This is a genomic window from Amycolatopsis thermophila, from assembly GCF_030814215.1.
GTDB classification, from domain to species: Bacteria; Actinomycetota; Actinomycetes; order Mycobacteriales; family Pseudonocardiaceae; genus Amycolatopsis_E; species Amycolatopsis_E thermophila.
This window is the reverse complement of sequence record NZ_JAUSUT010000001.1, coordinates 7,184,939-7,202,646: the sequence shown is the minus strand read 5'-3', so window position 1 is coordinate 7,202,646 and position 17,708 is coordinate 7,184,939. Positions and strand designations below refer to the sequence as shown.

Sequence of the window (17,708 nt, the reverse complement as noted above, 5' to 3'; positions counted from 1 at the left end):
TTCCGGCGAGCGGTGGTCAAGGCGCGGACATCCGGTAGCCGACCCCGCGCAGCGTCTGGATGAGATCCGGGCCGATCTTGCGCCGCAGGTAGCCGATGTAGACCTCGACGATGTTCTCGTCGCCGTCGTAGTGGGCGTCCCACACGTGGGTGAGGATCTCGCGCTTGCTCAGCGCCTCCCCGCGCCGGCGGAGCAGGAACTCCAGCAGCCCGAACTCGCGCGCGGTCAGCTCGATCTCGCGCTCGCCCCGGTGCACGGTGCGGGCCGCCGGGTCCAGCCGCAGGTCGGCCAGGGTCAGCACGGCCGGCCGTTCCGGCGCGCCCCGCCGCAGCAGGGCCCGCAGCCGGGCGAGCAGCACCACGTAGGAGAACGGTTTGGTCAGGTAGTCGTCGGCCCCGAGGTCGAACGCGTCGGCCTCGTCGTACTCGCCGTCCTTGGCGGTCAGCACCAGCACCGGCGTCCAGTTCTCGTTCTGCCGCAACCGCTTGAGCACCTCGTACCCGGACATCCCGGGCAGCATGATGTCCAGGACGATCACGTCGAAGGGCTGCTCCCGCGCCAGCCACAGCCCGTCCGGCCCGGTGTGCGCGACCTCGACCGCGAACCCCTCCGCGGTCAGGCCCTTGCGCAGGGTTTCGGCGAACGCCCGCTCGTCCTCGACGACCAGCACGCGCATCAGGGTTGCCTCCTCGACGGCAGCCGGATGCGGAACGCGGCGCCGGGATAGACCGGATCGGTGCTGTCCGTGCACTCCGCGCTGCCGCCGTGGCGGGCCGCGATGCCCGCCACGATCGCCAGCCCCAGCCCGGCCGACCCGCCGGTGCCGGGAGCGCCGTGGTGGCGCGCGTCGTCGCGGCGCACGAAGCGTTCGAAGATGCGGTCCCGGTCCGCCGCCGGCACCCCCGGACCGTCGTCGCTGACCTCCACCACCGCCGTCGTCCCCTCGGCCCGGGTGCACACCCGGATCCGCTCCGCGGCGTGCTCCCGCGCGTTGTCGACCAGGTTGCGGATCGCGCGGCGCAGCTGCGCGGCGTTGCCGGTCACCTTCACCGGCTCGGTCCGGATCTCCACCTTCGGACCGACCGTCGCGCGCGCCCGCTCGGCCTCGGCGCGGGCGAGGTCGTCCAGGTCGACCTCGCCGGAGGGCGGGTGGTCGGTCGCGTCGTCGGTGCGCGCGAGCAGCAGCAGGTCGTCGACCAGTTCCCGCAGCCGGCTCGTCTCCCGCGACACGACCGCCACCAGCTCGTCCTTGCTCATCGCCTCCGGGTGGTGCTCGGCGACCTCGAGCGCGGTCACCACGGTGTTGACCGGGGAGCGCAGCTCGTGGCTGGCGTCGGAGACGAACCGGCGCTGCGCGCCCTGCGCGGAGGCGAGCCGGTCGAGCATCGAGTTCAGCGTGACCGCGAGCCGCTGCACCTCGTCGCGGCCGGGCGGCACGTCCACCCGCCGTTCCAGATCGCGGGTGGTGATCTCGGAGACGGTGCGGCGCATCCGCTCCACGGGCCGCAACGCGGAGCCCACCGCGCGGTACACGGTGAGCGCGGAGATCGCCAGCAACGGCAGCGCCGCCGCCGCGAAGAGCAGCGACAGGCGCGTCAGCGCCTCGGTCACCGGGGCCAGCGAGCGCGCCGACACCACCGTGTAGGGCCCGCCGGGGCCCGCCACACCGGCCGACACCAGCCGGTAGTCCTCACCGGAGCCGTTCACCGTCACGCTCACCGTCTCCACCACCTCGTGCCCCGGTGCCGGGCGCACCGGTGTCAGCGGCGGCAGCCCGGCCAGCGCCGGGTCGGCCGTGATCACCTGGCCCTGCGCGTCGAGGACCTGCAGCACGGACGCGGAATCCCCGCTGCTCGCCACGTCGGCGCCGGTCAGTTCGCGCGCGCCCTCCCGCGCGATCTCGTGCGCGACCTGCCGGCCGGCGCTGCGGGCGTCCTCGGTGGTGGACCGGTCCAGCGACCAGCCCAGCAGGAGCACGACCGCGGCACCCGCCACGACGATCGCCGCGGCGACGGCGGCCACCGCCACCACCGTCGTCCGGATGCGCACACCCAGACGGGTCCACACCGCTGACATGCCAGCAGCGTAGGGAAAACGCGTCACCGCCGCGCCCCGGCACGGGCGGCCCGCAGCCGTTCCCGCCGCAGGTCCTCCACCTCGGGCAGTGGCAGGTCCGGCGGCGCCGCGCCGATCACCCAGCCGATGAGCAGGTCGGCCAGCGCGGGGTTGCGCGCCAGAGCGGGGCCGTGCAGGTAGGTCGCCAGCACGTGCCCGGTGACCGCGCCATCGGTGCCGTCCCCGTTCCCGGTGCCCGCCCGCACCCGGCCCAGCGGACTGCTGCCGGGGCCGACCGTGGTGACCCCGAGGTGGTTCTCGAACCCGGTCAGCGGCCCGGCGCCCGTCTCCACCACGGTCTCGCCGACCGCCCGCCGCCTGCCCGGCTCGGTGACCGCGTCGAGCAGGCCCAGCCCGTCGTGGCGACGGCCGTCCCCGGCCACGAACGACGTGCCCAGCACCTGCAGGCCGGCGCACACCCCGAACACGACCGCACCCCGTGCGGCCGCCCGTTGCAGGCCCGGGTGCTCGCGCAGGTACCCGGCCGCCAGCGCCTGGGCCTCGTCCTCGCCGCCGCCGAGCAGGTAGACGTCGAGGCAGTCCGGGACCGCGTCGCCGTAGTGGACCTCCACGACGTCCGCGGCCACGCCGCGCCACCGCAGCCGCTGCCGCAGCACCACCGCGTTGCCCGAATCGCCGTAGGTGCCCAGCACGTCCGGCAGGACGAGCCCGATCCGCACCGTCGACTCAGCCATCGCCACTCCGGCGGCCGAGCTGGCGGAACGCGGTGTAGTTCGCGACCAGTTCCACCGAGCCGGGCGGCAGGCCGGCGACGGCGTGCACCGGGTCGGGGCACCGCACGTGCGGGACGTCGGCGTAGGTCAGCCGGACCGCCAGGTCCGCCGACCGCTCACCGGCCGCCACCACCGGGCGGCCGCGCAGCACCTCGAACGGCACGTCCCACAGCCACGACAGGTCCCGCCCGTCGGCCTCGCGCCCGTTGACCGCGATGACCACCGGCGATCCCGGCTCCAGCAGCGGCAGGGTCTCCCGCCACCCCGCCGGGTTCTTGGCCAGCAGCACCCGCACCGGGTGCCCGCCGAGGGTGGTCCGCCGGTACCGGCCCGCGACCTCGCTGATCGTGGCGAGGCGGGCACCGGCGGCCCGGGGATCGACACCCAGCAGCGCGGCCGCCGCCACCGCCATCGTCGCGTTCGCCGCGTTGGCCCGGCCGGGCAGCCGCAGCTCCAGCGGAACCGTGCGGCCGGCGGCGTCCACGGCCCGGTCACCGGCCAGCACCCAGTCCGGGCGGGGCCGCGCCAGCCCGCACCGGCACCGCCACGCGGGACCGTCGTGGTGGATCGGCCGTCCGCAGCGCCCGCACGCGAGCGCGTCCGCGGTCCACGATCCGCCGGTGCTCACCCACACCGGCCGCGCCGAGGCCAGTGCGGCGGAGGCGGCCAGCGGGTCGTCGCAGCCGGCGACCACGGCCATGCCCGGCAAACCGGACACCGCCTCCCGCAGGGCGCGCTCGACGGACCGCACCTCGCCGACGCGGTCGAGCTGGTCGCGGCTGAGGTTGAGCAGCACCAGGCACGCCGGCCGCAGCCGCTGCGCCACCTCCGCGACGTAGTTCTCGTCGACCTCGAGGACCGCGAACGGCGCGTCCGGGCGGTCCACCAGCGCCGCGATGACCCCGTCCGGCATGTTCGCGCCGTCGCTGTTGGCCGCGACCGGGCCGAGCGGTTCCAGGACGCGGGTGAGCATCGACGCGGTGGTGGTCTTGCCGTTCGTGCCGGTCACCAGGACCACTGTGCGGTCGCGGCCGAGGTGGCGCAGCACCTCCGGGTCCAGCGCGGCGGCGATCCGCCCGCCGATGACCCCGCCCGCGCCCAGCCCGGTGCGGCGGGACACCCCGGCCGCCGCGCGGGCGAGCGCGACCGCCACCCGGGTGCGCGGCGACAACCGGCGTTCGGGAGCGGTCCGGGCCCGCCGTTCGTCCAGGACCGGGGAACCCAGGGGCACGGGCAGGTCTCCTTCACAGCTGGGGTCGGCTCGGCCCCAACTGTGCGTCGCGGATGCTGTGCGGACCCTGAGAACGGCAGCCTCGACCGTGACGGGTACACCGCCTCCGCGGGCACCCTAGCGGGGGGATCCTGAGCGGACGCTGAACGCCGTCTTGCCTGGTAGGCGCGCCGAAGCCGGTTCGGGGCGCGGCTAGATTGGCGGCGTGCACGCCTCCACGATCCGGATCGACACGCCCCCGTTCGTCATCGCGGCCACCGTCGTCGCGCTCGGCTGCGTGGCCGCCGTGCCGTGGGCCTGGGACCGCTGGCGCCGCCGGGTCGCCGGCCGCGTCGCGACGACCGTCGCGGCGGTCGTGACGGTGGTGCTCGCGTGCGGGTCGGCCGTGAACGCCGCGGGCAGCTTCTACCCGACGCTCGGGTCGCTGCTGGGCACCTCGCCCGACCCCGCCGAAGGCACGGTCGCCGAGGGCGGACCGGACGGGCGGGACCTCGGGCGCGCCCTGGGCACGGCGAGCAGCCGCGCGGGCAACGGGCTCGGGTCACTGGTGCACATGACGGTCACCGGCAAGCGCACCGGCCTGACCCGGGACGTCGACGTCTACCTCCCCGCGGCCTACACCGCGCCGGAGTGGGCCGGGTTCCGCTTCCCGGTCGTGGAATGGATCCCGCACTTCCCCGGCGAACCGCGCCAGGTCGCCACCCTCTACGGCCTGCCGGACGAGCTCGACCACGCCATCGCCGCCCACCGGCTGCCGCCGGTCGTGGTGATCGTGCCCGACCCCAACGGCGAACCGCGGCTGACCCACGACTCGGAGTGCGTGGACGCCGCGGGCGGCCCCGCCGACGACACCTACCTCTCCGCCGACCTGCGGTCCTGGGCCGGCGGCCACCTGCGCGTGCGCACCGACCGGGAGGGCTGGGCGGCGGCCGGGTGGTCCTCCGGCGGGTACTGCGCGCTCGACCTGGCCGCCCGGCACCCGCAGTGGTACGCGACCGCGGTCAGCATGAACGGCTACGACATCACCCCGCACGACGCCGAGACCGGCGACCTGTTCCACGGGCGCGAGGACCTGCGCCGCGCCAACGACGTCTCGGCGATCCTGCGCGACCACCCCGCCCCGCTGCGCCTGCTGGTCACCGCCGACGCCTCCGCCGGCGACGAGTGCGCGGCCCTGCGGCGCCTGCAGGCCGCCGCGACACCACCGGCGGAGCTGACCACGCGGGTGCTGCCCGCCGCCGGCCACAACCTCGCCGCCGTCCGCGCCGAGCTGCCCGCCGTGCTGGACTGGCTCGACACCCAGCTGGGCAACCCGGTCGCCGCCGCCGGCCCGGGTACGGTCCAGCAGGAAGCGGGCGCGATCCCGGCGTGGCCGCTGCCCGACACCGGAACCCCCGGAGCACTCCATGGCACCGACACCAGTCTCTGAACCCACCGGCCGCCGTCCCGTGCCGCGCTGGCGGTCCAAAACCGCCGGTGTGGTGGCCACCGTGGTCCAGCTCGGCGCGGTGGCGTCGGTGGTGCTGCTGCTCTTCGGCGGGCACCGCGACCTCTACCGCTGGACCGTCGGGCTGTTCTCCCTGCTCAACATCCCGGCCGACGCGAACATCCTCATCGCGCTCGTGCTGGCCGTGCTGGGCGCGGCGCTGCGGCGGCGCAAGCAGGCCGCCCTGAACACCCTGATCCTGTTCCAGGTCGCCGGGCTGCTCATGGACGTTGCCTACCAGCTGGTCCTGCTGTGGGCGCCGCACGTGCTGGTGCTGCCGCGCCGCGGGCCCGAGCACCTGCCCGCCACGCTGTGGGCGCTCACCGGCGCCGAGCTCACCGCCGTCGCCCTCATCGCCCTGCTGCTGGTGCTGCGCCCGGCGTTCCCCGCGCGGCTCGCGCCGGGCGCGTGGCGGCACGCGCTCGTCGTGGCGCTCGCCGGGTTCGGCGCGACCATCCTCCTCGGATGGGGTCTGCTCACCGTCTTCCCCGGCACGCTGACCGGTCTCGGCGACACCTTCCTGTGGGCCGTCAACCACTCCACCGGCGAGCTCCTGCAGCTGCGGCGGCTCGGTGTGCGGGAGGGACCACCGTGGATCGACGCCCTGCTCGACGTCGGCGCCACGCTCTCCGCGGTGGCCACCCTGTGGGTGTTCTTCCGCGGCGTGCGCGGGCAGCGGCGCCGCACCGACGACGACGAGCTGCGGCTGCGGGCCCTGCTGGCCGAGCACGGCGAGGACGACTCGCTCGGCTACTTCGCCACCCGCCGCGACAAGTCCGTCGTGTTCGACCCCAGCGGCCGGGCGGCCGTGACCTACCGCGTGCTGGGCGGGACCAGCATCGCCAGCGCCGACCCGATCGGTGACCCGGACGCCTGGCCGCAGGCCATCGGGGCGTGGCTGGCCGAATCGCGCACCTACGGCTGGGCCACCGCCGTGGTGGGCGCGAGCGAACGCGGCGCCCAGGCCTACGTGCACGCGGGCCTCAAGGCGCTCGAAATCGGCGACGAGGCGGTCCTCGACGTCCGCGACTTCAGCCTCGCCGGATCGCAGCGCCGGTCGGTGCGGCAGGCCGCGCGCCGCATCGAGCGCGCCGGCTACACCGTGCGGATCCGCCGCCACGCCGACATCCCCGAGTCCGAAATGGACGACATCCTCGAACACGCCCAGCGGTGGCGGGACGCGCGCACCGAGCGCGGCTTCTCGATGGCGTTGTCCCGGCTGGGTGATCCGGCGGACGGCCGGTGCGTCATGGTCGAGGCGTTCGACGCGGACGGGAAGCTGCGCGGGCTGCTGTCGTTCGTGCCGTGGGGACGGCGCGGTCTGTCACTCGACCTGATGCGCCGCGACCGCGAGGCGGGCAACGGGCTCAACGAGTTCCTGATCGTGCAGCTCGTCCTCGCCGCCGGGCAGCTGGGCGTGCAGCGCATCTCGCTGAACTTCGCCATGTTCCGCGCCGTGTTCGCCGCCGGTGAGCGGATCGGGGCGGGGCCGGTGCTGCGCGCCTGGCGTGCCCTGCTGGGCCTGGCGTCCCGCTTCTTCCAGATCGAATCGCTGTACCGGTCCAACGCCAAGTACGGGCCGGAGTGGGTACCGCGGTTCCTGTGCTACACCTCCGCGCGGCGGCTGGGCCGCATCGGGCTGGTCGCCGGGGCGCTGGAGGGTTTCCTGCCCAGCGGTGTGCGCTCCGGGCGCCGCACCATCTCCTCCGACGCCGTGGACGAGGCGTTCCTGGCGCGGCTGTCCGACATCGAGGCGGTGCGGCCGGAGCCGCGGCCGGTGCGCCGCCCGGAGCAGGTGCGCGTCCGCCTCGTCAAACTCGACCGCCTGCGCGCGGCCGGGATCGACCCGTACCCGGCCGGTTTCGACCGGGACACCTCGCTGGACGCGGTGCGCGGCGAGTTCGACGGGCTGCCCCCGGACACCCACACCGGCCGGAAGGTGCGCGTCGCCGGACGGGTCATGGCCCTCCGCGACCTCGGCGGCGTCTGCTTCGCCCGCATCCACCAGGGCGGCACCGGCCTCCAGCTGATCGTCGAGGACGATCCGTTGTGGCGCGACGCGGTCGACCTCGGCGACCACGTGGGCGTCACCGGTGAGGTGGTCACGTCGCGCCGGGGCGAGCTGTCGGTGCTGGTGTCGGACTGGACGGTGACGGCGAAGTGCCTGCACCCCTTGCCGGACAAGCGCAAGGGCCTCACCGACCCGGAGACGCGGGTGCGGCAGCGGTACCTGGACCTGATCGTGAACCCCGGTTCGGCGCAGATGCTGCGCCTGCGCAGCGCGGTGGTGCGCGCGGTGCGCGAAGGGTTGCAGGCCAACGGGTTCCTCGAAGTGGAGACCCCGATGCTGCAGGCCGTGCACGGCGGGGCGAACGCGCGCCCGTTCGTCACCCACCTCAACGCCTACGACCAGCGGGTGTACCTGCGGATCGCGCCCGAGCTCTACCTCAAGCGGCTGTGCGTGGCCGGTGTGGAGCGGGTGTTCGAGCTCAACCGGAACTTCCGCAACGAGGGGGTGGACGCCACCCACAACCCGGAGTTCACGATGCTGGAGGCCTACCAGGCCTACGCCGACTACGACACGATGCGCGGGCTCGCCCGGTCGCTGATCCAGGACGCCGCGGTCGCCGCCCACGGCGCGCCGGTCGCGCGACGGCCGGACGTCGGCGAGGTCGACCTCTCCGGCGACTGGCCGGTGGTCACGGTGTACGACGCGGTCTCGCGCGCCCTGGGCGAGGCGGTCACCCCGGACACCCCGGCCGCGCTGCTGCGCCGGTGGTGCCGGGCGGCCGGGGTGCCGGCCGACGACGACGCCGGGCACGGCGACCTCGTCGGGAAGGCGTTCGAGCACCTGGTGGAACCGGCCACGGTGGAGCCGACGTTCTACACCGACTACCCGGCCGACACCTCGCCGCTGACCCGCCCGCACCGGTGCGACCCCCGCCTGGCGGAACGGTGGGACCTGATCGCGTTCGGCGCCGAGATCGGCACCGCCTACACCGAGCTGGCCGATCCGGTGGAGCAGCGCCGCCGCCTGGAGGCGCAGTCGCTGCGCGCCGCCAGCGGCGACATCGAGGCCATGGAACTGGACGAGGACTTCCTGCTCGCCCTCGAACACGGGATGCCCCCGACCGGGGGGCTGGGCATCGGGATCGACCGGCTGGTCATGATGCTGACCGGCGCCTCGATCCGGCAGAGCGTGGCGTTCCCGTTCGTGCGGTCGTCCGGCGGGCCGGTCCCGCGGTGAGCGGGACCAGGGAGGCGGTGGCCGCATCGGCCACTTCTCCTTGGCGTGGTGGGAAATCTTCCTTCCGGGCCGCGCCGGACCGCCGGGCGAACTAGGATCGGGAAGCACGGTCGTGCGTTCGCGTGCCGTGGGAGGAGGCAGCGATGGAATCCGGTCCTGTCGCCGTCGTCGCCGGCGAGTCCGGGCCACTCGCCGGGGCGGTCGTGCGGGCGCTGGCGGACAGCCATGAGGTCTGGGTCGCCGGAACGGGCTTCCGGACCTCCGAGGACCTGGCCGCGGACTGCCCGCCCGCCCGGCCGTTGCCGGGTTCCGGCCCGCTGCCGCCGCGGATCGACGTCCTGGTCCACTGCGGCAACGCCTACGCGTCGGGCACTCTCGTCGAGACACCGGCGCACACGTGGCACGAGTTGTTCGAGGCGAACGTCTTTGACTTCGCGCGGTTCACCGCACTGCTGTTGCCGGCACTGCGCGCGTCGCGGGGCCTGGTCATCGTCGTGAACTCGCCCGGCGTCGCCGATTCGCCCGGCGAGCGCGGGGCCTACGCCGCGAGCAAGGCGGCCCTGTCGGTGCTGACCGACATGTTGCGCGACGAGGAAGAGCGTCACGGCGTGCGGGTGTCCGTCGTCGATCCGGGGTGGGCCGAGAACGCGGAGTCCGGTGCGGGGGAGGGGTTCGAGGAACTCGGCACCGCGGTCCGGGTGCTCGTCACGCTGCCACCGCAGACGCGGGCGATCAGGCTGGCGGTGCGCCCGCCGTCGACACTGTCCTGAGGGCCGGCGCGCTCCGCTTCCCCGCGCGCCGCGCGGTCATGAGGTAGCCGGTGCCCTGCCACCGGCGGGCACCGCGGCTGATGGTCCGCTCGAGGTGGCCGCGCCATTCCCGGCGCCACCGCCGGAGAACCTTGTCCAGTGGCGGCACGAGGGGAGTCGTGTCGTAGTAGACCACGTCGGTGATCTCGAACCCGGCGCGACGCAGCGTGCGGCGCAGCTGTCCGGCCGTCAGCGCCCGGATTCCGCTGCGCGGCACGGTGTGGCGGCGGGACGCCGGAACCCCGGCCAGGCGTTCGAGCCGCCCCAGCAGGCGCAGCAACGGCCAGTACAGGAACCATTCGACGATCCGGTAGGGACTGGCCGGGTTCAGCATGCTCAGCACGGCCAGGCCGCCGGGCCGCACGACCCGGGCCAGTTCCGCGACGGCCGGCCGGGCGGCCGAGTACTCGAGGACACCCATGGCGACCACGACGTCGAACCGGCCCTCCGGGAAGGGCATGTCCTCGATGCGCGCCACCGCGAGTTCGACCTCGCCGGGCTCGGTGCGTTCGGCGACGGCCTCGATCATCGCGGCCGACCGGTCGCACGCGGTGATGCGGAAATCGCCCGGCCGCGTGTCGAGCAGGTGACGCACCAGCATGCCCGGACCGCACCCGACGTCCAGCAGCGCGCCCGAGACCGGTCGCAGCGCGGCCTCGACCACGTGCAGCCGCGACTGGAAGTACCGGGTCGCGCGCCCCGACTCGTAGGCGGCGATGTAGCCCCGGACCAGGCCGGGGTCGGCGTACTGCGCGGCGGCGTGGTGGTCGCGCCTGCCCGCGATGCGCGTGACGGCGTGTTTGATCCCGAGGAGTGCCACGCGGTCCTCCCGTTTCCCGTGCCGACCGGGGTTTCGAAGACGTCAGTTCTTGCGCTTCTCCGCCGAGGTGTGGTTTGTTTGTTGCGGCAGAAGGAAAATGTTCTTCCCGATGTCGGCGAAACGGGCATTGTGGCGTGATTTTGTCCGTATGGCGCGGTTTTCTCGCGCTGGTGTGCCTGCTCCGCTCACCAATTCTGGGGTCCCGTGGTGCGAATGTGCAAGGCTTCGCGGCCGCGGGAACCGTCCACAGTGTCAGCCCGGCGACAGCGTGGTGGGCGACGACCGGCGGGCGGTCCGGCGGCGTGGCGCACTCCGGCTTGGGCGGGTGCGTGGTGGCAGTCCGGCCACGCCCGGCCGGCCGTAGCTGACCACGCCGGACCGTGGACGGTAGGTTCGCACCATGTCGGTCGCTGCGCACGAGGTCGAGGTGTTCGAGCGGGCCAGGGCGCGGTTGGAGGCGATCGCGTACCGCCTGCTGGGCTCGGCGACCGACGCCGAGGACGCGGTGCAGGACACGTTCCTGCGCTGGCAGTCCGCCGACCGGGCGCGCGTCGAGACGCCCGAAGCGTGGCTGACCAAGGTGCTCACCAACGTCTGCCTGAACCGGCTCACCTCGGCGCGGGCCAGGCGGGAGACCTACGTGGGCCAGTGGCTGCCCGAGCCGGTCTTCGCCGGGGACCCGATGCTCGGTCCGTCCGAAACCGTCGAGCAGCGGGAATCGGTCTCGATCGCGATGCTCACGCTGATGGAGCGGCTCTCGGCCAAGGAACGGGTCGTGTACGTGCTGCGCGAGGCGTTCGGCTACTCGCACGGCGAGATCGCCGAGGTGCTCGACCTCACCGAGCCGAACTGCCAGCAGATCTACCGGCGCGCCAAGCAGCACCTGGCCGCCGGCCGTCGCCGGGTCGCGGTGGATGCGGCCGCGGCCCGCGAGATCGTCCAGGAATTCCTCGCCGCGGCACTCAGCGGCAAGACCGACTCCCTGATCAGGATGCTGACCGACGACGCCATCAGCGTCGGCGACGGTGGCGGCGTGGTCTTCTCGGTGCCTCAGCCGATCACCGGTGCCCTGCGGGTGGCGAGGTTCCTGCGCACGCTGTTCACACCCACCGAGGCCAAGTGGGAGATGATCGGCGGCCGCCCCGACCTGTTCGCCGCGGTCGCCAACGGCGTGCCCGCGCTGGTGATGGTGGTCGGCGACCGGGTCGTCGGAGTGTTCTCGCTGGACGTGACCGCCGATGGCATCGCGGCCGTCCACGCCCAGGCGAACCCCGGCAAACTCGACCGCGCGACCCGCCGCTGGGCGGTGTCCGAACACGGGGAACCACTCCCCGGCGACTGGTGACCCAGGTCATACCCCGCTGCTGTCAGGTTCCGCCCCGCTGTCCGGTTCAGGGAGCGACACCCGCCAGACAGGAGTGAGGGAGCCATGAAGCACCGCATCGTCGTCCTCGGAGCCGGATACGCCGGAGCCAACGCCGCCGCGCGCCTGGCCAAGCGGCTGCACCCCGCCGACACCGAGGTCACCCTCGTCAACGCCGACCCCGAGTTCGTCGAGCGCGTCCGCATGCACCAGCTCGCGACCGGCCAGGACCTGAAGCCCCGCCCGCTGGCCGACGTCTTCGCGGGCACCGGCGTGCAGGTGCGGATTGCGCAGGTCACCGCCGTCGACGTCGAACGCAGGACCGTCGCCGTCGTCGACGCCGACCGCCCCGGCGAGATCGCCTACGACACGCTCGTGTACGCCCTCGGCAGCACCGCCGCCGACTGCGGCGTTCCCGGCGTCGCCGAGAACGCCCACCACCTCGCCGGGAAGCACGCCGCGCTGCGCCTGCGCGCCCGTCTGGCCGACCTCGCCGCGGGCGGAACCGTGCTCGTCGTCGGGGGTGGCCTGACCAGCATCGAAGCCGCCACCGAGATCGCCGAAGCCCGGCCGGACCTCGCCGTCGCACTCGCCGCCCGCGGCGGCGCCGGCGACTGGCTGAGCGAGAAGGCCCAGCGCCACCTGCGCACGGTGTTCGACCGGCTCGGCATCACCCTGCACGAGCACACCGGCATCGCCCGCGTCGAACCGGCCGGCGTGGTCACCGCCGACGGGCGCACGCTCCCGGCGCAGGTGACCGTCTGGGCGGCCGGCTTCACCGTCCACCCCATCGCCGCGGCCACGACCCTGCGGGTTTCCCCGACGGGGCAGATCGTGGTCGACGACACGATGCGGTCCGTCTCGCACCCCGACGTCTACGCCGTCGGTGATGCCGCGCTCGCACCGGGCGCGAGCGGCGCACCACTGCGCATGTCCTGCGCCGCCGGGGTCCCCATGGCCCACCTGGCGGCCGACGCCATCGCCGCCCGCCTGACCGGAGGTCGGGTCCCCCCGAACAAGATCGGCTACACCGCCCAGTGCGTCAGCCTCGGCCGCCGGGACGCCGTCGTGCAGTGGGTGACCCCGGACGATGAGCCCAAACCGTCCGCCGTCACCGGCCGGACGGCCGCACGCCTGAAGGAGATGATCTGCCGGACCGCGGCCTGGAGCATCTCCCACCCGACGTCGATGCTCCCGACCCGCCGTCGTCGCACCGTGCGGGCCGACGAGCCACACGCGATCACCGTGTGACACCACCGGTACCCGGCACAGCAGATCACTGCGGAACGGGCGCCTGGGCGCGCCGCATTGCGGTGGGACCTGTGAGCGCAGGGACCAGCGCGAGGCCTCACCTCTTCGGCGTGCCCTTGGCCCGGCCCGGAAGCGGCCGGTACGCCTTCCGCGGTCGATCGGGGTTCGCGGCCTTCGGTCGTCCCGGGGCGTGCGCGGAACCGCCCGTCTTCGACCGGGCCTCCGCTCCCCGGTGACGGCCCTGGTCGTCGGGCTGGGCCGCCACCGGAACGGCCGGCGACACGCCGCCTTCGGCCGGCAGCACCTGCCCGGGGGACAGCACGGGCTGCCCGGCGACCGGCACCGCCTGCGCGGAGACCGGCACCGTCGGCGCCGCGGCCGCGACCCGGGGCCCGGGCCTGGCGGAGGGCGTTCCCAGGGGCACGGCCGGCGCGGCGGTGACCGTCACCGCCGCGAGCGTCACCGCCGCGGCCACCTTGGACAGTGTGGTCACCCCGCCTCCCCCCGCGACGGCGGAGAGCGGCAGCCGTCCGAGCAGGGGGACCAGAGCCAGTGCGGGCAACCCGCTGTTGACGTTGTCCAGCAGCGCGGCGACCCGGCGGCACTCCGGGCAGCCCTCCAGGTGCGTGGCGATCACCCGGCGCTGGCGGTCGGTGACGTCGGCACGGGTCCACGCCGCCAGCCGCCGTCGCACCTCGCGGCACTCCGGCGCGCTCGCCGCGGGGACGTGGGCCTGCAGGAACGCCTGCCGCAGACCCTCCCGGGCGCGCGCCGCCAGCGCCGCGACACCGTTGGGGCTCAGGCCGAGCTCGCCGGCCAGTTGCCCGGGCCAGGTGCCGGCCAGTTCGATGTGCCACAGGACGTAGCGCCAGCGCGCGGGCAGAGTCCGGAAGGCCGCCAGCGCGACCTCGCCGGTCAGCCGGTCGACCACGATCTCCTCCACGCCGGGCGCGCCGTCCTCCCGGTCGGCGGCCGCCGCGTCGCACCGGTCGCGGCGCCGTCCCCAGTCCAGGGCGAGGTTCCGCAGCGTGACCAGCAGGTAGGGCCGGAACCGCCCGGCCGGTCCCTTGCCGTCCCGGATCGCCGCGAAGACCCGCAGGAACGACTCGGCGACGAGGTCGTCGACCTCGGACCGGTCCCGCCACACCATCGACGCCACCCGGCGCGCCGCCGGCAGGTGACGCCGGAACAGCCGGTCGTAGGCGAGCACGTCGCCGGCGCGGACCGCCTCGATCAGCTCGGCGTCGATGTCGCCGTCCCCCGCCACTGGGCCTCCTCCTCGGTCGGGGCGTTTGCGGTGAGACGCCGCGACGAGGAGCTCATTACGCGGCCGCAACCTCCCCCGGGTGGGGGGAATCCCGCCGGACCCCGTCATCGGACGGTCCGGCGGGACTGCCACCAGTGAGCGAAGGTGCAAGCCGAGACTGTGACGGAGGTGGGCGCGATGCCGGAGTTCGACGTCGGCTGCCAGGTCATCTACCTGCCCGGCGAGCCGGACGACACCACACGGCGGCTCTGCCGGCGCGGCGTGGTCGCCGGCACGCCCGTGTTCGACCCCGGCACCGACACCACGTGGGTACCGGTTCAGGTCGACGGAAAACCCGGGGACCAGGACCCCGACTGGGTCCGCGCCGACACCGTCGTCGACGTCCGCACCCCGCAGCGTGCGGAGCCGGGCGCCCATGGGTAGGCACCACGCCGAAGACCGCGACCGTGACGGCCGGTGGGAGGCGTCGCGACTGCGGCAAGATCGCCCGGACGGCTCCGGTGGCCGGCATCGCAGGTCCACGGAGCACCAGCACCGCCCCACCGACACCCAGCCCGAGGACACGCAGCTCCCGGCGGACGATCCGTCCCTGCGGTGACCACGCCGCCCCCCGCGTGATCCCGGCGGCTACCCGTCGAGGTCCTCGGCCCGCAGCAGGGGCGTGCCCACGGTCTCGCGCATCGAGAACGCCGCCACCAGCCCGATGACCGCCGCCACCATGAGGTAGGGCCCGGGCACCAGTGTGGTGCCGGTCGCGGAGATCAGGACGGTCATGACGTACGGGACGGTGCCTGCGAACAGCGCCGCCGTCAGGTTGTACGCGATCGAGAGCCCGCCCTGGCGGGTGCGGGTCGGGAAGATCTCCGCCGACCACACCGCGTAGGTCCCCAGGATCGCGGCGAGGATGACGCCCAGCGCGAGCGCGGCCACCCAGGTGCCGGCCAGGCCCGTGCGCATCAGCAGGAACGCGGGCGTCGCCAGGACGAACAGCGCCACGCCCGCTCCGATGAGGACCGGCCGCCGGCCCACGCGGTCGGAGAGCCGGCCGAACCCGGGCACCAGGACGAGACCCACCAGCGAGATCACCGTGGACAGCAACGCGGCGCTGCCCGCGGAGTGGCCCAGGTGATCGGTCTCGTAGGTGACCAGGTAGGTCAGCACCGCGTAGAACGGCACGTGCATCATCGTCATCAGGCCGGCGGCCTGCAGCAGCTGCTTCTTGTTGTGGCGGAACAGTTCCCGCACCGGGCTGCGCGGCACGTTGTCGGTCGCCTCGAGGGCGCGGTACTCCGGGGTGTCCTCGATCTTGTTGCGGATGACGAAGCCGATGATGCCCAGCGGTGCGGCGATGAGGAACGGGATCCGCCAGCCCCACGAGGTGAGCTGCGCGTCCGACAGTCCCAGCGACAACAGGAGGAACACGAACGACCCGGCGAGGAATCCCAGCAGGGAACCGACTTCCAGCCAGCTGACCCCGAACCCGCGGCGACGGCGGGGTGCGTACTCGGCGAGGAAGCTCGCCGCGCTGCCGAACTCACCGCCCGCCGCGAAGCCCTGCAACAGGCGCAGGACCACCAGCAGCACCGGCGCCGCGATCCCGAGCGTCGAGTAGCCGGGCAGCAGCCCGATCACCAGCGTCGCCCCGGACATCATGAAGATGACGACCGACAGCGTCCGCTTGCGGCCGACGCGGTCGCCGAGCGGGCCGAACACCAGCGCGCCGATCGGGCGGATGCCGAAGGAGACCGCGAACACCCCGAACACCGCGAGCAGGCCGGCGGTGCTGTTCTCCGCCGGGAAGAAGACCGCGGCGATGGTGCTGGCGAGGTAGGCGTAGGCGGCCCAGTCGAACCAGTGGACAAAGACCCCGACGGCGCCGGCCGCGACGCTGCGGCGCAGCGTCGCCGGATCGGCGAGCGCCGCGGTCAGCTCCTCGACGGGAGGTGAGTCGGATCGGGTCATGGGTGCCTCCTCGGGCCAGTTCTCGCGATGACGCTAGGAGCCGGCACCGCATCGAACAAGAAGAAATAGACGAAACAATGCATCGGAAACGGTGATGCAAAGCGGTGGATCTGCCGCGTTGTCCGGCGACAACAGGGGCGAAACAGCGAATTCACGCGCCGGGGCGCGGGTTTTCAGTACCGCAGGTAGTTGCGCTGGGTGGTGATGTGGTCGGCGACGAACTTGGCGTCGTGCCACACCCCCCAGATGAAGCTCGATCCGCGGCGCGCCAGCCACGGCAGTCCCAGGAAGTACACACCCGGCTCGGTGGACACCCCGCGCCGGTGCTCCGGCTTGCCGTTCTCGTCGAACGCGTCGACCTGCAGCCAGCCGTAGTCGACGGCGAACCCGGTCGCCCACACGATCGAGCCGACTCCGGCGGCGGCCAGGTCGAGTTCGAGCAGGGGGTCGGTCACGCACGCCGGGTCGGGTCCCAGCTCGCGCGCTTCGGGTTCCTCCGGCAGGTCCAGGCCGTTGCGCTCGACGTAGGCGTCGGCTTCGTCCAGCAGCGACAGGTAGTTCGCGTCACCGGCCGCGATGTTGGCGCCCAGGTCCGGTCTGAAGTGGATCGTCCCGTCCGCGTAGGAGCCGGTCCGGCCGACGAGGGTGATGCCGAGCGCGGCGAGGGCGCGGAAGTCGACGGTGTGGCCGCCGCGCGCGCCGCTGACGGCGATGGTCACGTGTTCCGCGCCCCTCGGCGGGGTTTCGGCGTCCCACTTGCCGAGCACCCCGAGCCACCAGCAGAAGTCGCGCCCGCGGTACCGGCGCGGCGGCCGGTCGTGCGGGCCCACGGACAGGTAGACCCGCCGTCCCGACCGGTGCAGTTCCTCGGCGATCTGCACCCCGGACGACCCGGCCCCGACCACGAGCACGGCGCCGTCCGGCAGCTGCTCCGGGTTCTTGTAGGAGCTGGAGTGGATCTGCGCAGGCCCGGCCTCGCCGGGCACGATCGGTGGCACCACCGGCCGCTGGAACGGCCCGGTGGCGGCGACGACGAACCGGGCGTCGATCGAGCCCTGCGAGGTCCGCACGTGGAAACCGGGCCGTCCGGCGTGGCGGCGCACGGACCGCACCTCGACCCCGGTCCGGACGGGCGCGGCGATCTTCTCCGCGTAGGCCTCGAAGTAGTCGGCGATCTGGTCCTTCGACGCGAACGCGTCCGGGGCCAGGTCGCCGAACTCCAGGCCGGGGAAGCGGTCGTGCCACGCGGGCCCGTTCGCGACCAGCGAGTCCCACCGCTCCGACCGCCAGCGTTCGGCGATCCGGTGCCGTTCCAGGACCAGGTGCGGCACACCGCAGTCGCTCAGGTGCTCGCTCATGGCGAGGCCGGCCTGGCCGGCACCCACGACGAGGACGTCGACTTCTTCGCTCGGCATCGGACAAC

At 73.9% G+C, this 17,708-nt stretch carries 14 protein-coding genes; 6 read left to right on the top strand and 8 right to left on the bottom strand.

The genetic code is table 11. The annotated features are described in order from the left end of the window. Window positions 1-16: 16 nt before the first annotated feature. From FB470_RS35165 to FB470_RS35150, 4 genes are read right to left on the bottom strand one after another with little or no spacing between them, the layout of a single operon-like run. Complete coding sequence (locus FB470_RS35165) at window positions 17-676, bottom strand: response regulator transcription factor (protein ID WP_306998786.1); 660 nt, start codon at window positions 674-676, stop codon at window positions 17-19. Further along, window positions 676-2,076, bottom strand: coding sequence for a sensor histidine kinase (locus FB470_RS35160; RefSeq protein ID WP_306998784.1), 1,401 nt, complete (start codon window positions 2,074-2,076; stop codon window positions 676-678). Before FB470_RS35160 ends, FB470_RS35165 begins: the two co-directional genes overlap by 1 nt. A gap of 23 nt (window positions 2,077-2,099) precedes the next feature. Then, complete coding sequence (locus tag FB470_RS35155; RefSeq protein ID WP_306998782.1) at window positions 2,100-2,810, bottom strand: type 1 glutamine amidotransferase; 711 nt, start codon at window positions 2,808-2,810, stop codon at window positions 2,100-2,102. Beyond that, complete coding sequence (locus FB470_RS35150) at window positions 2,803-4,080, bottom strand: MurT ligase domain-containing protein (RefSeq protein WP_306998780.1); 1,278 nt, start codon at window positions 4,078-4,080, stop codon at window positions 2,803-2,805. The genes FB470_RS35155 and FB470_RS35150 overlap by 8 nt, the downstream gene beginning before the upstream one ends. A 205-nt stretch (window positions 4,081-4,285) precedes the next feature. Here FB470_RS35150 and FB470_RS35145 point away from each other — a divergent pair, with 205 nt between their 5' ends. The 3 genes from FB470_RS35145 (at window position 4,286) to FB470_RS35135 (ending at window position 9,583) form a co-directional block, all read left to right on the top strand. Beyond that, window positions 4,286-5,509: an alpha/beta hydrolase gene (locus FB470_RS35145; protein ID WP_306998779.1), complete on the top strand. Its 1,224-nt coding sequence runs from the start codon at window positions 4,286-4,288 to the stop codon at window positions 5,507-5,509. After that, window positions 5,487-8,813: a bifunctional lysylphosphatidylglycerol synthetase/lysine--tRNA ligase LysX gene (gene lysX / locus FB470_RS35140; RefSeq protein WP_306998776.1), complete on the top strand. Its 3,327-nt coding sequence runs from the start codon at window positions 5,487-5,489 to the stop codon at window positions 8,811-8,813. The genes FB470_RS35145 and lysX overlap by 23 nt, the downstream gene beginning before the upstream one ends. Window positions 8,814-8,956: 143 nt before the next feature. Further along, window positions 8,957-9,583, top strand: coding sequence for an SDR family NAD(P)-dependent oxidoreductase (locus tag FB470_RS35135; protein ID WP_306998773.1), 627 nt, complete (start codon window positions 8,957-8,959; stop codon window positions 9,581-9,583). On the opposite strand, the gene FB470_RS35130 is transcribed toward FB470_RS35135, so the two are convergent. Then, window positions 9,546-10,442 carry a class I SAM-dependent methyltransferase gene (locus FB470_RS35130; RefSeq protein WP_306998771.1) on the bottom strand — a complete coding sequence of 299 codons (897 nt, stop codon included), beginning with the start codon at window positions 10,440-10,442 and terminating at the stop codon, window positions 9,546-9,548. The genes FB470_RS35135 and FB470_RS35130 overlap by 38 nt on opposite strands. Window positions 10,443-10,842: 400 nt before the next feature. On the opposite strand from FB470_RS35130, the gene sigJ reads away from it, so the two are divergent. Next, complete coding sequence (sigJ, locus tag FB470_RS35125; RefSeq protein ID WP_306998768.1) at window positions 10,843-11,787, top strand: RNA polymerase sigma factor SigJ; 945 nt, start codon at window positions 10,843-10,845, stop codon at window positions 11,785-11,787. Between the two features lie 84 nt (window positions 11,788-11,871). Next, window positions 11,872-13,056, top strand: coding sequence for an NAD(P)/FAD-dependent oxidoreductase (locus tag FB470_RS35120; RefSeq protein ID WP_306998766.1), 1,185 nt, complete (start codon window positions 11,872-11,874; stop codon window positions 13,054-13,056). Between the two features lie 97 nt (window positions 13,057-13,153). Here the strand turns inward: FB470_RS35120 and FB470_RS35115 are convergent, their stop codons facing one another. Next, window positions 13,154-14,323 carry a sigma-70 family RNA polymerase sigma factor gene (locus tag FB470_RS35115; RefSeq protein ID WP_306998765.1) on the bottom strand — a complete coding sequence of 390 codons (1,170 nt, stop codon included), beginning with the start codon at window positions 14,321-14,323 and terminating at the stop codon, window positions 13,154-13,156. 177 nt (window positions 14,324-14,500) lie between these two features. Between FB470_RS35115 and FB470_RS35110 the strand changes: the two genes are divergently transcribed. Beyond that, window positions 14,501-14,746, top strand: coding sequence for a hypothetical protein (locus FB470_RS35110; RefSeq protein WP_306998763.1), 246 nt, complete (start codon window positions 14,501-14,503; stop codon window positions 14,744-14,746). A 204-nt stretch (window positions 14,747-14,950) separates the two neighbouring features. On the opposite strand, the gene FB470_RS35105 is transcribed toward FB470_RS35110, so the two are convergent. Then, window positions 14,951-16,285 (bottom strand): MFS transporter, encoded by a 1,335-nt coding sequence (locus FB470_RS35105; RefSeq protein ID WP_306998761.1) that lies wholly within the window; start codon window positions 16,283-16,285, stop codon window positions 14,951-14,953. Between the two features lie 173 nt (window positions 16,286-16,458). Further along, window positions 16,459-17,700: a flavin-containing monooxygenase gene (locus FB470_RS35100; protein ID WP_306998759.1), complete on the bottom strand. Its 1,242-nt coding sequence runs from the start codon at window positions 17,698-17,700 to the stop codon at window positions 16,459-16,461. Window positions 17,701-17,708: the final 8 nt, after the last annotated feature.